Source organism: Streptomyces deccanensis (genome assembly GCF_022385335.1).
Taxonomy (GTDB): Bacteria; Actinomycetota; Actinomycetes; order Streptomycetales; family Streptomycetaceae; genus Streptomyces; species Streptomyces deccanensis.
Map to the genome: position 1 here is coordinate 9,540,584 of NZ_CP092431.1, position 17,806 is coordinate 9,558,389.

General features: G+C 72.6%; 12 protein-coding genes and 1 pseudogene. 3 read left to right on the forward strand and 10 right to left on the reverse strand.

Features of this window, described 5'->3' with window-relative positions; all coding sequences use genetic code 11:
- Positions 1 to 84: 84 nt before the first annotated feature.
- Positions 85 to 1,302 (reverse strand): PucR family transcriptional regulator, encoded by a 1,218-nt coding sequence (locus tag L3078_RS41960; RefSeq protein WP_420864202.1) that lies wholly within the window; start codon positions 1,300 to 1,302, stop codon positions 85 to 87.
- Between the two features lie 151 nt (positions 1,303 to 1,453).
- Between L3078_RS41960 and L3078_RS41965 the strand changes: the two genes are divergently transcribed.
- On the forward strand, positions 1,454 to 2,941 hold the full coding sequence (locus tag L3078_RS41965) for a long-chain-fatty-acid--CoA ligase (protein WP_239759509.1): 1,488 nt from the start codon (positions 1,454 to 1,456) through the stop codon (positions 2,939 to 2,941).
- A gap of 9 nt (positions 2,942 to 2,950) precedes the next feature.
- On the opposite strand, the gene L3078_RS41970 is transcribed toward L3078_RS41965, so the two are convergent.
- Entirely contained in the window at positions 2,951 to 3,301 is a 351-nt protein-coding gene (locus tag L3078_RS41970) for a VOC family protein (protein WP_239759510.1), read from the reverse strand.
- Between the two features lie 47 nt (positions 3,302 to 3,348).
- Complete coding sequence (locus L3078_RS41975; protein WP_239759511.1) at positions 3,349 to 5,382, reverse strand: GDSL-type esterase/lipase family protein; 2,034 nt, start codon at positions 5,380 to 5,382, stop codon at positions 3,349 to 3,351.
- Positions 5,383 to 5,611: 229 nt separating this feature from the next.
- Here L3078_RS41975 and L3078_RS41980 point away from each other — a divergent pair.
- Positions 5,612 to 6,826: pseudogene (locus L3078_RS41980) on the forward strand (IS110 family RNA-guided transposase).
- A gap of 219 nt (positions 6,827 to 7,045) precedes the next feature.
- On the opposite strand, the gene L3078_RS41985 reads toward L3078_RS41980, so the two are convergent.
- On the reverse strand, positions 7,046 to 7,522 hold the full coding sequence (locus L3078_RS41985) for an iron chaperone (protein WP_239759513.1): 477 nt from the start codon (positions 7,520 to 7,522) through the stop codon (positions 7,046 to 7,048).
- A 40-nt stretch (positions 7,523 to 7,562) separates the two neighbouring features.
- Positions 7,563 to 8,096, reverse strand: a complete 534-nt coding sequence (locus L3078_RS41990) for a pyridoxamine 5'-phosphate oxidase family protein (RefSeq protein ID WP_239759514.1) — start codon at positions 8,094 to 8,096, stop codon at positions 7,563 to 7,565.
- Positions 8,097 to 8,279: 183 nt separating this feature from the next.
- Here L3078_RS41990 and L3078_RS41995 point away from each other — a divergent pair, with 183 nt between their 5' ends.
- Complete coding sequence (locus tag L3078_RS41995; RefSeq protein ID WP_239759516.1) at positions 8,280 to 11,414, forward strand: ATP-binding protein; 3,135 nt, start codon at positions 8,280 to 8,282, stop codon at positions 11,412 to 11,414.
- A 33-nt stretch (positions 11,415 to 11,447) separates the two neighbouring features.
- Here the strand turns inward: L3078_RS41995 and L3078_RS42000 are convergent, their stop codons facing one another.
- The 5 genes from L3078_RS42000 to L3078_RS42020 form a co-directional block, all read right to left on the reverse strand.
- Entirely contained in the window at positions 11,448 to 12,833 is a 1,386-nt protein-coding gene (locus L3078_RS42000; RefSeq protein WP_420864147.1) for a DEAD/DEAH box helicase, read from the reverse strand.
- 166 nt (positions 12,834 to 12,999) lie between these two features.
- A complete protein-coding gene (locus tag L3078_RS42005; protein WP_239759519.1) occupies positions 13,000 to 13,857 on the reverse strand; it encodes a dioxygenase family protein in 858 nt (285 codons plus the stop codon).
- Complete coding sequence (locus L3078_RS42010) at positions 13,854 to 14,954, reverse strand: maleylacetate reductase (RefSeq protein ID WP_239759522.1); 1,101 nt, start codon at positions 14,952 to 14,954, stop codon at positions 13,854 to 13,856. The genes L3078_RS42005 and L3078_RS42010 overlap by 4 nt, the downstream gene beginning before the upstream one ends.
- Positions 14,951 to 16,204, reverse strand: a complete 1,254-nt coding sequence (locus L3078_RS42015; RefSeq protein ID WP_239759523.1) for an MFS transporter — start codon at positions 16,202 to 16,204, stop codon at positions 14,951 to 14,953. Before L3078_RS42015 ends, L3078_RS42010 begins: the two co-directional genes overlap by 4 nt.
- Positions 16,205 to 16,239: 35 nt before the next feature.
- Entirely contained in the window at positions 16,240 to 17,796 is a 1,557-nt protein-coding gene (locus tag L3078_RS42020) for a bifunctional 3-(3-hydroxy-phenyl)propionate/3-hydroxycinnamic acid hydroxylase (RefSeq protein WP_239759524.1), read from the reverse strand.
- Between the last annotated feature and the right edge of the window lie 10 nt (positions 17,797 to 17,806).

A 17,806-nucleotide genomic window follows, 5' to 3' on the forward strand; every position in this document is an offset into this window, starting at 1 on the left:
GCGGGGCGGGGCGATGGGTTCGGTGGGGAGCGCTGCGGGGGCGTCAGTCAGTCAGCCAGCCCGCCCGTCAGCCCGCCCGTCCGCTCAGCTCGGCTCGGTGCGTGGCTGTTCCCCGGTGCCGGTGCCGGAGGCGGTGCCCGTGGCCGGGGTGCGGATGGCCAGGAGGGCTGTGGCGATGTGGGCCACGGCTTGTGGGTCGGAGAGGGAGCGGGCCGTCAGTTCCTCGACGCGGCGCAGGCGGTAACGGACGGTGTTGGGGTGGACGAACAGGCTGCGGGCCGCGGCGGTGGCGGAACCCGCGGCGGCGAACCAGTGCTCCAGGGTCCTCAGCAGCCGCGCACGCTCCACGACCGGGAGGTCGACCACGGGCCGGAGGACCACGTCCACCAGGTGCGCCGCCTCGGCCGGTGCGGCGGCGACCACCATGGCCAGCGGATCGTCGTCGAACCGGGCCACGCCGGGACCGTCGCCCCGCAGTCCGGCCAGCGCCAGCCGGGCGAACCGCAGCGCCTGCGGCGTGTCGCGCAGGGAGTCGAAGCTCGGACTGACCCCCACCCGGGCACGGGTCCGGCGCAGCACACCCAGGCAGGTGTCTTCCGCCGCCGCCGTCGGCAGGGCGATCAGACCGATCTGCTGGTCGGGCAACAAACGCCAGGCGGAGGGGAGTTGCGCCTGACGCAGCCCCGACTCGACCCCCGCCAGCGGCTCCTCGCCGGGCGCGCCGGCCGCCGCCGCGACGACCGCGTAGGGCCCGCGCTCGGGCAGGCCGAGCTCCCGGGCGGCCTCCCACAGCGTCGTCCGGTCGGCGATCACACCCGTGAACAGCGCCTCCACCAGAGCCGACCGCCGGGCCTGCCCCCGCGCGGTCAACTCGGCCGCCGTCTCCCGGTAGGCCGCCGCGACGGCCTCCGCGTACAGGCCGAACAGCGCCCAGATCTCCGCGGACTTCGCCACCAACTGGTCGGCGGAGACCTCCGGATGGGTGCGCGACTCCGCCACGATCTCCGTCCACAGCAGTTCGAAGCCGACCCGGTACGCGTGCAGGGTGTCCGCCAGCGGCACGCCCTGCTCGGCACGGACGCGCCCCGTCTCCCGGGCCGGGCTGGGGTCCGCGGTGGCACCCGCGCGGAGGTGGTTGAGGATCAGGTCCGCGTTGGCCGTGCACGAGCGGCGCAGCGAGTCGAAGGGGATCAGCGACTCGTCGGCGTAGGCGTCGACGTCCGACCGGATGCGCCCCGCGATCCGCTCGCCCAGTTCCGGCAGCCTGGAATGCAGTGCCGCGGCCACGCCCGAGATGTCCATCATCGCAGCTTAACGCCCCTGTTTTGTTCACCGGGACAACCCTGGGCGGCGGGCACTGTCGTACGGCCCATAGGCCGCCGACGTGGGCGGCAGCACGATGTCGTGCACGTGAACAGCGGATTTCGACGGCGACTTTCGTGGAGGACGGGCCATGGCCAATCTGGCGGAGTACCTGGTGGAGACGGCACAGCGGCAGCCGGGGCGTCCCGCGCTGCGCCTGGGGGACCAGGTGACCGCGTACGCGGAACTTGACGAGCGCAGTGCCCGAGCCGCCGCGCTGCTGAGAGCCGAGGGCGTACGGCCGGGGGACCGGGTCGCCCTGATGCTGCCGAACGTGCCCGAGTTCGTCGTCCTGTACTACGGCGTGCTGCGCGCCGGAGGCGTCGTCGTCCCCATGAACCCGCTGCTGAAGACGCGGGAGACCGAGTACCACCTGACCGATTCCGGGGCGGTGCGGCTGTTCGAATGGCACCAGGCGCCCGGTGAGGGCGCCCAGGGCGCGGCCGCCGCAGGCGTGCGGCACACGGCCGTCGAGCCCGCCGCCTTCGCCCAGGCGCTGGCCGGACACGAGCCGCTGCCCGGCGTGGCGCGGACGGCGGACGACGATGTCGCCGTGCTGCTCTACACCTCCGGCACCACCGGCCGCCCCAAGGGCGCCACGCTCACCCACGGCGGACTGCGGCACAACACCGAGGTCAACACGGTCCACGTCCAGCGGATGACACCCGAGGACGTGGTGGTCGGCTGTCTGCCGCTGTTCCACATCTTCGGCCAGATCTGCACCATGAGCGTGGCCGTGCGCGCCGGTGCCTCGCTCACCCTGATCCCCCGCTTCGAGCCGCAGGCCGTGCTGGACGCCATCGCCCGCGACGGGGCCACGGTCTTCGAGGGTGTACCGACGATGTACGCGGCGCTGCTCCAGCATCCGGCTGGGGCGGACGTGTCGACGCTGCGGATGTGCGTCTCCGGCGGGGCCTCGCTGCCGGTGGAGATCCTGCACGGCTTCGAACGACGGTTCGGCTGCGCGGTGCTGGAGGGCTTCGGCATGTCCGAGACCAGCCCGGTGGTCACGTTCAACCACCCGGACCGCCCCCGCAAGGCCGGCTCCATCGGCACCCCGATCCAGGACGTGGAGGTGCGGCTGCTCGACGACAAGGGCCAGGACGTCACGCCCGGCGAGGTCGGCGAGCTCGCCGTACGGGGGCCGAACGTGATGAAGGGGTACTGGAACCGGCCCGAGGAGACGGCCGCCGCGATCCCGGACGGCTGGCTGCGCAGCGGCGACCTCGCCCGCCAGGACGAGGACGGCTACCTCTACATCGTCGACCGCAAGAAGGACATGATCATCCGCGGCGGCTACAACGTCTACCCGCGCGAGATCGAGGAGGCCCTGCACGAGCACCCCGCCGTCGCTCTGGCCGCGGTGGTGGGGGTCCCGCACGCCCACCTGGGCGAGGAGATCGCGGCGGCGGTCGTCCTGCGCCCCGGCGCCCACGCCACCCCCGACGAGCTGAGGGAGTTCGTCAAGGACCGGGTCGCCGCGTACAAGTACCCGCGCGAGGTCTGGCTCATGGACAGCCTGCCGACCGGCCCCAGCGGAAAGATCCTCAAGCGGGAGATCACCGCACCGACGGGATGAACCGACCCCTCACCCCTGTGGGGCCGGACCGCCGCCGAGACCGATCTCGTTCCCGTCCGGGTCGTGGTACGTGACCTTGCGTACGCCGTTCGCGTAGGTCTCGCGGCTGCTGGGCTCCAGACCCCGGCCGGTGATCCCGGCGATCCGGGCGTCGAGATCGTCGACGAAGACGGTGTGCAGCGCGTGGCCGGCCCGTCCGGGGCGGAGCTCGATATAGAGATAGCGGTGCTCCGCCAGCTCCCACACGGCCTCCGTGTCGTTCGGGAAGAACGTCGGCGGGGAGCCCAGCAGGCGCTCGTACCAGGAGAGCGCCGCTGTGTAGTCGTTCACCGGGATACCTGCGAAGAGGACGACGGCCATGCCGCCATCGTAGGGGCGGCATGGCCCATGCCGTCGCACGGCGGCTGTCAGCCGCCGATCCGCGCGGCGATGATCGGGGCGAGGCGATCGGCGACGGCCCGGTGTCCCCGGTCGTTGGGGTGGACGGAGTCGGCGAGGTCGCCGGCGCCCAGCCAGCCCGTGGTGTCGACGAAGGACACCCGGGAGTCCCCGCCCGCGATCGCCTCCCGCACGGCGGCCTCGGTCTGCGGCACGAACCGTCCCCGGAAGGTCTCCAACGCGAAGATCCAGGCGCCGGGGTGCGCCGCGCGGACCTTGCGCAGCAGACTGGTGTAGGCGGCCTGGAACTGCGCCGAACTCACCCCGTGGCCCACGTCGTTGGTGCCGAGGTTGATGACGACGGCGTCCGCCCGGTAGCGGGAGAAGTCCCAGTCCGGCGTCGCCGCGTTGGGGTTGAGTTTGCCGTACTGCCGCTCCAGCCCCACACACCCGTCCGCCGCGGCCACCAGGCAGGCGCCGCCCTGGGCGATCCGGGTGTGCTCGGTGCCGAGCCGTTCCCCGATCAGCCAGCCGTACGCGGTACGGGCGTTCTGTGACGTCGTGGTGCCCACGGTGATCGAGTCGCCGACGAACTCGACCGTCCTGTTCGGCGCCGGCGGGGCGAAGGTCGTGGCGCCGCTGTCCAGGACGAGCCCCTGGAACACGGCGTCACCGCGGTAGGAGCCCGCCACCACCTGGTAGTTGACCTGAAGGGTGTGGCGGCCGGCCGACAGCGCGGCCGGTGTCAGGTTCACCGTCCCCTTCACGTCGTCGAAGAACCTCACGGGCCCGTCGTCGATCCGCGCCCAGAAGTCGATCGTGCCCCGCTGCTTCAGCTGCACGGTCCGCCCGGTGAAGCCGACGCGGTAGTAGGCACCCGCCCAGTAGGGGGTGTACGCGGTGGCGGAACCGGTGGTGTCCCAGCGTCCGACGAACTTGATGTTCGGGTCGCCGGGCTGGCCGGGCGCGGCGGCCTTCGCGGTGGCGGACGTGACGGCCCGGGTGGTGGCGGACGTGGCGGACGCGAGCGCCGTGCCGTTCAGCGCGCCGCTGACGACGGGCGCCAGCCGGTTCGCGAACTTGGTGTGTCCCGCCTCGTTGGGGTGCCCGTTTCCGTCCTCGTAGTCGGTGCCGTCGGTGAGCCAGCCCGTCGTGTCGACGTACCGCACCCTGCCGTCCCCGGCGCCGTTGCGCGCGGCGACCGCGGCCCTGGTCTCGGTGACGTACCGCTTCTTCAGGGTCTGCACCGCGAAGAGCACCGCGTCCGGATACCTGACCCGGACGTCCCGCAGGAAGGAGGTGTACGCCGCCTGGAACTCGGCACCGGTCACCCCGTGCCCGATGTCGTTGGTGCCGAGGTTGATGACGACCGCGGTCGCCCGGTACCGGGAGAAGTCCCAGTCCGTGCCACCCGTACTGCCGACCTTGAAGAACTGTCCGCTCAGCCCCGTGCACCCGGACCGTGCGACGAGGCAGTACCCGGCGCGCGCGATCCGCGTGTGCCGCATGCCGAGCCGCTCGCCCGTCTTCCACGCGTACGAGTCGAGCGCCAGCCGGTCGGTGAGGGCCCCGGCGGTGATGGAGTCCCCGACGAACTCGACCAGCCCCGGTGACGCGCCCGGCGCGACCGTACGAGCCCCGGAGTCCAGGACCAGGCCCTGGAACACCGTGTCGCCGGACCGGTAGGTGATCCGCAGGGAGTGCGTGCCGGGCGCCAGGGGGCGCGGAGTGAGGTTCACCGTGCCGCGCACGCCGGCGTGGAAGACGTCCGGGCCGCCGTCGACACTGACGTAGAAGTTGACCGCGTCCCTGGCGCGCACCTGCACCGTGGTGCCGGTGAAGGACGTCTGCACGTACGCACCGGTCCAGTGCGCGACGGCCGTCGTGCCGGAACTCGTGTCCCAGCGGCCGACGTAGACGATGTTCGGGTCGGAGACCGAGCCGTCGCCCGGCGCGGCCTGCGCCCGGGTGGCGCCGGCCAGCGACAGCAGACAGGCGAGGAGCACCGCTGTGAGGACGGCGGCCAGGCCGCCTCTGCCGGACCTGTGGGGGAAGGTCAGCATGGGGATCCTTACGTTGTAGGTGGGTTGGTTTCGGTCACTCGTAGGATCGAAAGACCCGGGGATGCTGGGTGTGGCTCATGGGTTTCCGCCCACTGGTGGCTTGAAAGGATTGGCCGCTCGGCATCCCGCGACGACTCGACCACTCATTGGGATGCGCGGCACAAGATCGCTTGGTAAGGACACGCTGGCGAGGTCGTCTGCTGGGCTGTGAACGGATACGACTTCGGAGGTGGCCGTGCCCGAGCTGTGGGCCGGTACGGATGCGGGCAAGGCCGCGCATCACTGCGTGGTGCTCGACGCGGACGGCAAGCGCCGGCTGTCGCGGCGGGTGGACAACGACGAGACCGCGCTGCTGAAGCTGATCGCCGATGTGCTGGAGCTGAGCGACGGCGCCCCGGTGACCTGGGCGATCGACCTCAACAGCCGGCGGGGCCGCGCTGATGATCGCGCTGCTGACCGACAACGGCCAGCAGGTCCTCTACATCCCCGGCCGCACCGTCCATCACGCCTCCGGCTCCTACCGGGGCGACGGCAAGAGCGACGCCAAGGACGCCTTCGTCATCGCCGACCAGGCCCGCATGCGCCGCGACCTGGAACCTGTGCACCGAGGCGACGACATCGCCGTGGACCTGCGCATCCTCACCTCGCGCCGCCTGGACCTGGCCGCCGACCGCACCAGGACCATCAACCGGCTGCGAGCCCAGATGCTGGAGTACTTCCCCGCCCTGGAACGCGCCTTCGACTACAAGACGTCCAAGGCGGCCCTGGTGCTGCTGACGCAGTACCAGACCCCGGCCGCCCTCCGGCGCGTCGGCAGGACCCGGCTCGCGACCTGGCTGAAGAACCGCAAGGTCCGCAACTATCAGCTCGTTGCGGCCACCGCGGTGGAGGCCGCCGAGGCCCAGCACACCGCCGTCGCCGGGGAGAAGCTGGCCGCCGCCATGGTGGCCAGGCTCGCGAGGGAGGTGATGGCCCTCGACGAGGAGATCGCCGAGACCGACGCCCTGATCGAGGGCCGGTTTCGCGACCACCCGCACGCCGAGGTCATCCTGAGCATGCCCGGCCTCGGCCCCGTCCTGGGCGCCGAGTTCATCGCTCACACCGGCGGAGACCTGAGCGTCTTCGCCAGCGCTGACCGCCTCGCCGGCTGTCGCCTAGCCTGGCCCCGGTCCCCAAGGACTCCGGACGCATCAGCGGCAACATGCGCCGCCCACGCCGCTACTGCCGACGCCTGCTGCGGGTCTTCTACATGTCCGCCATGGTCGCCGCCCGCTCCTGCCCCGTCTCCAAAGCCTTCTACGAGCGCAAACGAGCCGAGGGCAAGGGCCACAAGCAGGCAATCATCGCCCTCGCACGACGCCGCCTGAACGTCCTGTGGGCACTCATACGCGACGGCCGCGCCTTCGAACTCACGGCACCGCAGACCCCCGTCATGCTGGGCTGACACGCTCACAGCGAGTCACCAACGCGGGTTGACAACTCCATTGGGAATCCTTTCTCACCGGTTGGGAGCGCTCCCATGTGTGGCCTCCCCACGGAACCAGTGCGCCGGATCGGGGTCAAGGTGCCTTGCTGTGAAGGAAGTTGGCCTCTTTGTGTGGGGAAGCCCGTCACCTCTCAGCCGCAGCCGACTCAGCCGCCGCCCTCTCGGCCCGCTGCCCTCTCAGCCCGCCGCCCTCCGGACGAGTTCGCCGATCCGTGCCTCCGTCTCGGCCGTCAGCTCCGTCAGGGCGTACGTGGTCGGCCACAGGGCACCTTCGTCGAGGTGCGCCTGGTCGCTGAAGCCGAGGGTGGCGTACCGGGTCCGGAACTTCCGCGCACTCTGGAAGAAGCAGACGACCTTGCCGTTCCTGGCGTACGCGGGCATGCCGTACCAGAGCTTGGGCGAGAGGTCGGGTGCGGCGGTGGCGACGATCTGGTGCACCCGCTCGGCGAGAACGCGGTCCGCGTCCTCCATCTCGGCGATCTTCGCGAGCACATCGCTCTCCAAGTCCGCCTTGGAGGCTCGCGATCCGCGGCGGGCGGACGTCTTCAGGTCCCGCGCGTGCTCCCGCATCGCCTCGCGCTCCTCGGCCGAGAACCCGTCGAACTTCTTCTCCGCCGTAGCGGCGCTCCGGGGGGTCTTCCGTGTGTTCGTCATGGCAGTTTTCCTTCCTCGCACAGCACAGTGATGATGTCCGTCAGTAGAGCCAGCGGCCCTCGCGCATCAGTTGACGCCCCGTCAACTCGTTCGCCTCGCGCCAGGCCTGCACCCGGGTCGGGGTGACGCGGAACCAGCGGTACGAGACGGTCGAGACCCGGGGATCGAAACCGGTGCGCGCGGCGAACCGGTCCCCCCGCTCCGCCGACAACGCGTCGATCGGGAGCACCTCCACCTCGCCCTCGATCATGGTCACGTCCCGGGTGGGGCCCAGCCCGAGCCGAGCGGTGCCGGTCGCGGCCAGGTTCCTGCCCGTCGGACTGTCGCCCGGCGTCGCCAGCAGCAACGTCTCGCCGTCCCAGTCGAACGACAGCGGTACCAGGTACGGCACACCGTCCGCCGAGGCGCTGGCCACCCAGACATCGGCGTCGTGGGTGAGCCGGTGCTCCGTGTCGCGGCGCCGCACCGCGCGAGGGCGGGGGCCGGCGGGCGGGGCGGCGAACTGGTCGGCCGAGTGGTCGGTCGGCTGGTCGGCAGGCCCGTTGGCCGGCTGGGTGGCGGACGAACCGGGCATGGTCACTCCTGAATCGCTCGGGCTCACGGGAGGGCGGGGCCGCGTCCCGTCCGGTGTGGCCGCCGGGTGCGTTCGCCGTGGTCACAGCCTCCCCCGGCGGGGCCACGGCCCGCCTCCGTGGTGAGCACGGATTCCACCACTGAGCGGCCACCGAGAGGCCACGGAGCGGCGGATAATGACCCGGTGTCCAGTCCAGTGATCTCGGCTCGGGAAGCCGACGTGCTCGCGCTGCTCGGGGAGCACCTCAGCAACGCGGAGATCTCCGCCCGCCTGTTCATCTCCGTACGCACGGTCGAGTCCCATGTCTCCGCCCTGCTGCGCAAGCTCGACGAACCGGACCGGCGGGCGCTCTCCCGGCACGCGGCCGACCTCGCTCGTGCCGACCGGCGTCGCCCGGCACCGGCCCTTCCCGCACCGCTGACCGCGTTCGTCGGCCGGGTGCGCGAACGCGCCGAACTGGCCGAGGCGGTGAAGACGCGTCGGCAGGTCACGGCCGTCGGTCCGGGCGGGGTGGGCAAGACCCGGCTCGCGCTGGCGGTGGCGGCGGACGCGGCCGGCGAGTTCGCCGACGGGGTGTGGTTCGTCGACCTGGCACCGGTCACCGACCCGGCGCGGGTCGGCGCGGCGGTCGCGGCGGCCGTCGGTGTGGGCGAACAACCCGGGCGGGGCGTCGAGGAATCGGTGTCGGCGGCCCTGGCGGACCGTGAGACGCTGCTCGTCCTGGACAACTGCGAGCAGATACGCGAGGGGGTCGCGCCCTTCCTGGAACGGCTGCTGGTCGCCTGCCCGAGGGTCCGGGTGCTCGCGACGAGCCGCGCCCGGATGATGGTGCCGTTCGAATGGGTGTTCCCGGTGCCGCCGCTGTCCTCGGACGGCGGCGCCGACTCGGAGGCTGTGACCCTCTTCCTGGAACGGGCGGCGGCGGTCGGCCGGCCACCGGAACCGGCCCTGCGCGACCGGATCGCGGACATCTGCGAACGCCTCGACGGCATGGCCCTCGCGATCGAACTGGCGGCGGCACGCTGGCCCACCCTCGGACTGGACGGCCTCACCGCCGGGCTCTCCGACCAGCTGCGCATCCTCGCGGGCGGCCCCCGTGCGGACGACCGGCACCGGTCGGTGCGGGCCGCGCTCGACTGGAGCCATGATCTGCTGGAGCCGCCGGACCGGGCGCTGCTGCGGCGGATCTCGGTGTTCGTCATGCCGTTCACCGCCGAGGCGGCCGGTGTCGTCGCCGGGTTCGCGCCGCTGGACCCGGTGGGGGTCGCCGACGGGCTCGGCCGGCTCGCCGAACAGAGCCTGCTCACCGCGACGCCGACCGCGACCGGGACCCGCTACCAGGCGCTGGAGACCATCCGGCAGTACGGGGTGGAGCGACTCGCCGACGCCGAGGAGCTGACGGGCGTGCGAGCGCGTCACGCCGCCTGGTGCCTGGCCGGTGCGACCGCTCTCGCCGGAGGCGAGGGACCGGACTGGCGCGCACGCTTCGACGCCGTCGCGGACGACCTCCGGGCGTCCCTCGCCTGGGCCGCCGCCCGCCCCGACCACCGTCAGACCGCCCACCGCCTCGCCCTGACCCTCGCGGGCCTGACCTTCACCCGCAACCTGCTGGGCGAGAGCCAGCAACGCTACGAGCAGGCCGCGACGCTGGCCGAGGCGGCCGCCGCTGCTGCCGAGGCCTTGCGGGAGGCGGCGGGGGTGGCCGGTTGCCGTCGGCTCGGCGATGACATGTACCGCCTGCACCGCGCGGCCGCCGAGGCCGCCTTGCGCGCCGGCGACCGCACCGGCGCGGCCCGCGACCTGGCAGCCGCCGCCACGGTCGCGTACCGCTTCTCCAGCGAGTTCGCGCACCTCCCCACGCCGGCGGAGGCCACCGCGCTCCTGACAACGGCCCACCAACTCTCCGGTGTCACGGGTCCGCCACCCGGCGCCCCCGGCCCGCGCTCGGGTGCCGTAGAACTGCCGCCCGGCGCCACGGAACTGCCCTCCCGCGCCACGGAACCGTCGCCCGGCGCGACAGAACTGCCCTCCCGCGCCACAGGACTGCCGCCGTTCGCCGCCGACCGGCCGTCCATTGCCGTAGACCCGCCGTCCGGCGCCACGAATCTTCCCCCGGGCGCCCAAGTTCAGCTGCCCGGCGTCGGCTTGGCCCCCTCCACCCACGACCTGTCATCCATAGCCACGGACCCAACCCCCCACCCGTCGGCCTCCCCAGCCCCCACCCCCACCCCCTCGCCCGAGCCGGCAGTCGCCGCGGACGTCTCCGTCGTCGCCGCTCTCGCGCTCGCCGAAGCCGCTGTGGTGAGGGACGCCTTCGGGGCCGTGCAGGGGGACGTCGACAACAGTGCGCGGGAGACCGTCGGTTGTGCCGAGCGGGCGGTCCGGCTGGCTCGGGCGGCGGGGGATGCCGTGGCCGAGTCCGCCGCGCTCGACGCGTTGTCCGGCGCCCGGACCTGGGCCGGTGACTCGTTCGGCGCGGCGGCGGCCGCCCGGCGCCGCATCGAGATCCTCACTCCGCTGCCGCACACCCCCGCCGCCACACAGGAGTTGATGGACGCCCTCGCCATGGCGGCCGGCACCGCAATCGGCGTGGGCGAGCTGGCGCAGGCCCGCCGGTGGGCCAGGCAGCTCGCCGACCATCCCCTGTTCGCCGAGGTGGAGCACCACGCCACGTCCTGGCTGATGGTCGCGGACGCGTTCGCGGGCAACGGCGGGGACGTGCTCGGCGGCAGCGAACGGTTCCTCGACGCATGGCGCCGGAGCGGCCGGCAGCGGTCGTACTCCCTCGGTCCCGCCGCCGCGGGCGTCGCGATGATCCACGGTCTGCGCGGCGACCACGCGGCGCGGGAGAGCTGGCTGGCGGTCGTCACGGAGGCCGGTACCGCGGCGGAGCACCACCACGGCTACGGCGCGGTCTTCGACGCCATGGTGCTCCTGCAGCACGGCGACCCGGACGAGGCCCTGGCCCGGGTCGCGCCGGAACCGGACGAGGTGTGGAAGTGGGTCTCCTGGATCTGGCACCACTGGTACGTGGGCCTGCGCGCCGAGGCCTCGGTCCTTGCCAGCCACCCCCAGGCCCGGACGCGGGTCGCCACCGCCCGGAACCTGGTCGCCGGAAACCCGGTCGCCACCGCCCAACTGGACCGCGCGCAGGCGCTCCTGGACGGCGACCTGCCCGGCCTGCTCGCAGCCGCCACGGCATTCGACGCCGCCGACTGCCCGTACCAGTCGGCCCGCACCCTCCTCCTCGCCGGAGGCGAGCACACCGCCACGGGCACGTCGGCCCTCACGACCCTCGGTCTCGCCCCCGACTCCTGAGCGTCGGCCGCGCCGACCCCCGGCGCCCAGGCGTCAGCGGCCCTTGCGCACCCGGGCGGCCGCGCGGGCCTCCGCCGCCTTCCGGGCCTCGGCGGCCTTGCGGGACTCCTTCGCGGGGCGGCCCGGCCGGGTGCCGAGTCCCCGGAAGGGCGCGTTGCCCCCGCTGGGCCTCGTGTCGGTCGGCGGCCGCTTCGCCCCGGTGATGGCAGTCAACTGCGCCTCGCCGGACCGTACTTGGGTGACCGTCGGCCGGATCTTGGCCTCGGACATCATCCGGTTGACGTCGCGGCGCTGGTTCGGCGTGACCAGGGTGACGACCTTCCCGGACTCCCCGGCGCGCGCCGTGCGCCCGCCACGGTGCAGATAGTCCTTGGCGTCGGCGGGCGGGTCGACGTTGACGACGAGGTCGAGCGCGTCGATGTGGATGCCCCGGGCCGCGACGTTGGTGGCGACCAGCACGGTGATCGCGCCGTCCTTGAACTGCCCTAGCGTGTGCGTGCGTTGGGGCTGCGACTTGCCGCTGTGCAGGGCGGCGGCCCGTACGCCGCTGGCCCGCAGATGGCGGGTGAACTGGTCCACCCCGGCCTTGGTGTCGAGGAACATCAGCACCCGGCCGTCCCGCGCGGCGATCTCGGTCGCGGTGGCGTACTTGTCGGCCGGGTGGATGTTCAGCACATGGTGTTCCATCGTGGTGACCGAGCCCGCGGCCCGGTCGACGGAGGCGAGCACCGGATCGTGCAGGTGGTCGCGGACCAGCTGGTCGACCTCGCGGTCGAGGGTGGCGGAGAACAGCAGCCGTTGCCCGTCCGGGCGGACCTGCTCCAGGATCTCCGACACCTGCGGCAGGAACCCCAGGTCGCACATCTGGTCCGCCTCGTCCAGCACCGTGATCCGCACCCGGTCCAGGTGGCAGTCCCGGCGCGACACCAGATCGGCCAGCCGCCCCGGTGTCGCGACGACCACCTCGGCGCCGGCCCGCAGCGCCGCCTGCTGCTTGTTGATCGACAGCCCGCCGACCACCGTCGCCAGCCGCACCCCCAGGGTTCGTGCGTACGGCGTCAGCGCGGCGTCCACCTGCTGCGCGAGCTCCCGGGTCGGCACCAGGACCAGCGACAGGGGCCGCTTGGACTCCGCCCGCAGCCCCGCCGTCCGGACCAGGAGCGCGAGCCCGAACGCCAGCGTCTTGCCCGAGCCGGTCCGCGCCCGGCCGAGGACGTCACGGCCCGCCAGCGCGTTCGGCAGGGTCGCCGCCTGGATCGGGAACGGCTCCCGCACCCCCAGCTCGGTCATGGTCCGCAGCAGCTCCGGCGGCAGACCGAGCGCGTCGAACGACTCGGCCGGCGGCAGCTCCCGGGACGCCGCCTCCGGTGCCGAGGACTCGCTCTGGGGCTCAGGGGTGGACGACGGCTTCGCGTGCAAGGGGGAACCTTTCCTGGAGTGGCGCCCGGAACGCGCCGGGGCCCGTACCCCTCGGTACGGGCCCCGGCGGTGTCGAAGCGTGCCCCCATTTTACCAGCAGAGCCCCACGGGCCGACCGGCCCGCGGCTACGGCGACGAGCTGCTCGGCGTCGGCAAACCGGAACGGCTACCCCTTCCTCAGCACGATGTCGAAGGTCGCCGAGGTCCAGGTGCCGTCGATCCGACGCCCGTCCGGCGTCGGGGTTCCGGGCTCGTGGCGCTCGAACGGGCGGATCAGTGACTCCTTGACCCCGAACACCGAGTCCCGCTCCAGCCAGGAGTCGCCCGCGACGAAGATGTGCGTGATGAGCGGGTGGAAACCCGGCGCCGTCACCTTGAAGTGCAGATGCGGTGCCCGCATCGGGGAACGTCCGGCGTGGTCCAGCAGTCGGCCGACCGGTCCGTCGTCCGGGATCGGATACGGCGTGGGGGTGAGCCCCCAGAACCGGTAGCCGCCCTCGGCGTCCGTGAACAGGTGGGCGCGCCCGGCGAGTTCGCCGGCGCCGTCGTCGTACTGGACGTCGTACATCCCGTCGTCGTCGGCCTCCCACACCTCGACGCGCGCTCCGGCGACGGGGGTGCCGTCGGGGCCGGTGACCCGGCCGCTGACCCAGGACGGTTCGCCGCTCGCGCCGCCCGCGATGTCCCCGCCGGGCTCGATCGCGGGCGAGTCCTGGACGAAGAACGGGCCGAGGACCGTGGACTCGGTGGCCTCGCCGTCGCCCGGTTCGTTCACCGTGACGGTCAGCATCGAGATGCCGAGGACGTCGGAGAGGAGGACGAACTCCTGGCGGGTGTCGGTCGTGATGTGACCGGCCGCCGTCAGGAACCCGATCGCCTCGTTCCACTCGTCCTCGGTGAGCCGCGTCTCCCGCACGAACGCGTGCGCGTGGCGTACGAGGGCCTGCATCAGCTCACGGAAGCGGTCGTCCTTCGCGGAGTCGAAGCTCGCGACGACCTGGTCGGTCAGGCGTTGCTCATTCATCGGTGAATCTCCGTCCCGGGGAGGACAGGGACCTGCGCCGGGACGTCCCCGCGCCACGCCCGCCCCAGCAGGGCGCGCATCTCGTCGTGGGTCACCCGGCGCGGGTTGGAGTCCGGCACCTGGGTCATGACCAGGTCGGTGGCCCGGTCGAGTTCCTCCTCGGTGAGACCCAACTCGCCCAGGGAACACGGGGGTTGAAGTCGCGTGTAGAGATCGAGGAGCGCCCCGAAGGGGTCGGCGGGCGCGTCGAGCGCCGCTCCCAGCCACCGTTCCGCCTCCGGCGCCGCCGGCAGGTTGAGGCCGACCACATGCGGCAGGACCACCGAGTGCAGGGCGGCGTGTTCGAGGTCGTACGCGCCGCCGAGGACGTGGCACACCTTGTGGTGCAGCCCCGAACCGGCCCCGGCGAAGGCGACCGCCCCGAGATAGGTGCCGAAGAGGATGTCGCGCCGGGCCGCGACGTCCTGGCCGTCCGCGACGATGCGCGGCAGCGAGGACGCCAGCGACCGGACGCCCTCGACGGCCAGGGCGGAGCTGATCGGGTTGTGCCGGGGCGCCCACCACGCGTCGACGCAGTGGGCGAGGGCGTTGAGGCCCGACGTCACCGACAGCCGCGTCGGCAGCGACTGCATCAGCGTGGCGTCGTAGACGACGACCTGGGGGAGGATCTTCGGGTCGACGCCGGTGCGCTTGTGGCCGTCCTCGGTGAGGCCCCACACGGGGGTCGCCTCGGAGCCGGCGTAGGTCGTCGGGACGGCGAGGATCGGGAGCCCGGTGGTGAGCGCGGCCGCCTTGGCGGTGCCGGTGGTCGAGCCGCCTCCGACGCTCAGCAGCAGGTCGGCCGCGTGCTCGCGGGCGGCGGCGCGTACGGCCTCGGCGACCTCGACCGGTACGTGGGGGCGGACCTCGCCGAAGACCGCCACGACGGGCAGGTCCTCGCAGATGTCCTCGGCGAGGGCCCGCTCCCCGTCGGCCGCGATCACCAGGACCCGGCTCGCGCCGAGCCCGGTGACCGCGGCCGCCACGTCGTCCCGTGCGGTGCCGGAGCCGAAGACGACCCGCTGACCCCAGGACTCGTAGACCACGGAAGCGGTCACGCGGCCACCGTCCGGGCCCGGGGCACCGCACCCGCCGCGAACGCCCCGACCAGCGCGGGGACGGCGAAGGCGTAGAAGGCCCAGGAGATGTCGGCGCCGGAGCTGAGCACGAACGCGCCCAGGGACGGGCCGACGATCGCGCCGAACCGGCCGATGGACAGGGCCCAGGCGAGGCCGTTGCCGCGTACGGCGTCCGGGTAGCGGGTCACGATGAACGCGTTGCCGAGGATCTGCGAACCGATGAACCCGAAGCCGCTGATGAACATCAGCACGAACATCACGGCCGTCGGCGGACGCGTGCTCATGGCGATCAGGCTGAGCGTGCCGACCAGGAAGGCGACGACCACGACCCGCTTGGCGCCCAGCGCGTCCGCGATCCGGCCACCGACGATCGCCCCGACGCCCACACCCAGCCACATGGCCGCCGTCTGCAGCAGCGCCGAGCCGAGGGAGAACCCGGCGGCCTGCATGATGCTGGGCAGCCAGGTGCTGATGCCGAAGACCAGCAGGAGCCCGCAGAAGGACATGGCCCAGAACAGGACGGTCGAGACGGCGAGGCCACCGGTCAGCAGCGAGCCGAGGCCCAGCCAGCGGCCCGGGTCCGCCGTCGGCGCGTCCTCGGCGGGCGTCAGCCCGAGGCGCTGCTCCACCGCGCGCGCCTCGTCGGCGCGGCCGGTGCGGCGCAGGTGGAACGGGCTCTCCGGCAGCCGGAGCACGAGCGGGATGGCCAGGAACACCGGGAGCACACCGATCACATACAGCCACCGGTACGAGACGTCAGGGAGCAGGGCCGTGCCGAGCAGCGGGGAGAGCAGGGCGCCGGCCGCGTAACCGCTCATGATCAGGGCGACGTTGCGGCTGCGGCGGCCCGGGTCGCTGAGGTCGGCCACGTACGCGTTGATCGTCGGCAGGACGACACCGAGGCCGAGCCCGACGATCAGACGCCCGGCGCCGAAGGACGGGACACCGCCGGCGACCGTGCAGATCGCCATGCCGAGCGTGAACAGGGCGGTCCCGGCGAGCAGCAGCCGGCGCGGGCCGGTGCGGTGGACGAGGGCTCCGGCGAAGGCCGCGCCGATCAGCATCCCGATGCCGACGAGCGAGCCGATCGTGCCCGCCTCGGCCTTGTCGATGCCCAGCGAGGGGTCGCCCAGGATGGAGGGGACGGTGACGCCGTACACGGCGAGGTCGTAGCCCTCCAGGGAGGAGACGATCCAGGCGGCGACCAGGATGAAGGTGTTCGCGGGCACTCTGGTGACTCTCGGGCGTATGACAGAGGGAGCGGTCATGGCCGGATCCTTTCTCCGACGGTGGCAGGAGCCTGCATCGGCTCCACTGCGTTGGCAAGGGTCTTCAGGAGCGCCGGGACGCCGGAGAGGGTGTCCGCGGTGCCGAGGATGTAGAAATCGGGCCGCCACAGAACGGCGGTACGGCCGGTCTCGTCGAACCAGCGCCCGTAGACGCCGCCGACATCGATGACCCCCTCGGTGGTGAGGCGACGGTCGGTGAGGTGGTGGACGGCGACCCCGAGCCGGGCGGCTTCCGCCAGGGCCGAGGCATCGAGCGAGGCGCCGTCGCGGCCGTCGACGAGGAGGACGAAGCCCCGGCCGAGTACGGCGTCGAAGAGCCCCTCGGTGCCGTCGTGCTCGACCCGGCCGTGCGGCATCAGATGCCCTGCCTGCGGGGACGCGTCGTGCAGACCCGGGCCGAGCCCCGGGAACCGCATCTTCTCCGGGCGCCCGTTCGCCTCGCGCTGGGCGATCAGGCGGGCGTCGCGCTCGGCGGCGGCCACCGGGTCCCGCATCGTCTGCACTCGGCCCAGCTCGATGCCCTTGGCGATGATGGCCCGGACATGCGGCTCACGTTCGGTCTGGTACGTGTCGAGCAGCGCGTCGTCGGCCCCACGCAGCACCGCGTCCAGCTTGAACGCGAAGTTCTGCGCGTCCCGGATGCCCGAGCACATTCCCTGCCCGAGGAACGGCGGCATCTGGTGCGCCGCGTCCCCGGCCAGCAGGATCCGGCCACTGCGCCACCGCTCCGCGACCAGTGAGCGGAACGTGTACGTGGCGACCCGGATCAGCTCTGCCTGCGAGCGGTCGACGTAGGCGGCGACCCTCGCCCACACCCGGTCGGGCTCCCGCTCGACGGAGAAGGAGTCCTCGGAGTCGAGCATGAAGCTGAACCGGTGGTGCTTCGGGCCCAGCGAGATGATCGAGATGGGCTGCTTCGGGTCGCAGACCTGGCGGGCCTTGGGGATGTCCGCGCCGCCGCCCTCGGTCAGCCGGAAGTCGCAGACCATCCACGGCTCGGAGAAGCCGTGGTCCTCCTGGCCGATGCCCAGCCAGGTGCGGGTGAAGCTGTTGCCGCCGTCGCAGGCCACGACGTACCGGGCGGAGACGGCGTCGTCGTCGCCCTCGACCTGGATGTCCACGCCCTGATCGGTGTGACGCAGTCCCGTGACCCGGGAGTCCATCCGGATCCGGACGTTCTCCAGACCGCGGACCAGACCGTCGAGGGCGTCCTCCAGGTAGGGCTGGTACATCATGTACCACTCCGCCCAGCCCTGGCCGCCGACGGCGGCGAAGTCGTGCTCGATGAGCAACTCGCCCACGCCGCTGCGCCACTCGTAGTTCCGCTGGACGTGCAGCGTGGGCAGGAGGGTCTCGGAGAGGCCGAGCCGGTCGAACGTCCGCATCGTCTCGTCGTCGAAGATGGCGGCGCGCGGCAGGTTGTAGAGGGTGGGGTAGCGCTCCAGCACGATCACGTCGTGTCCTGCCTGACCGAGCAGTGCCGCAGTGACCATGCCCACGGGTCCGTACCCGATGACGGCGACGTCGTACATGGGGGTCCCC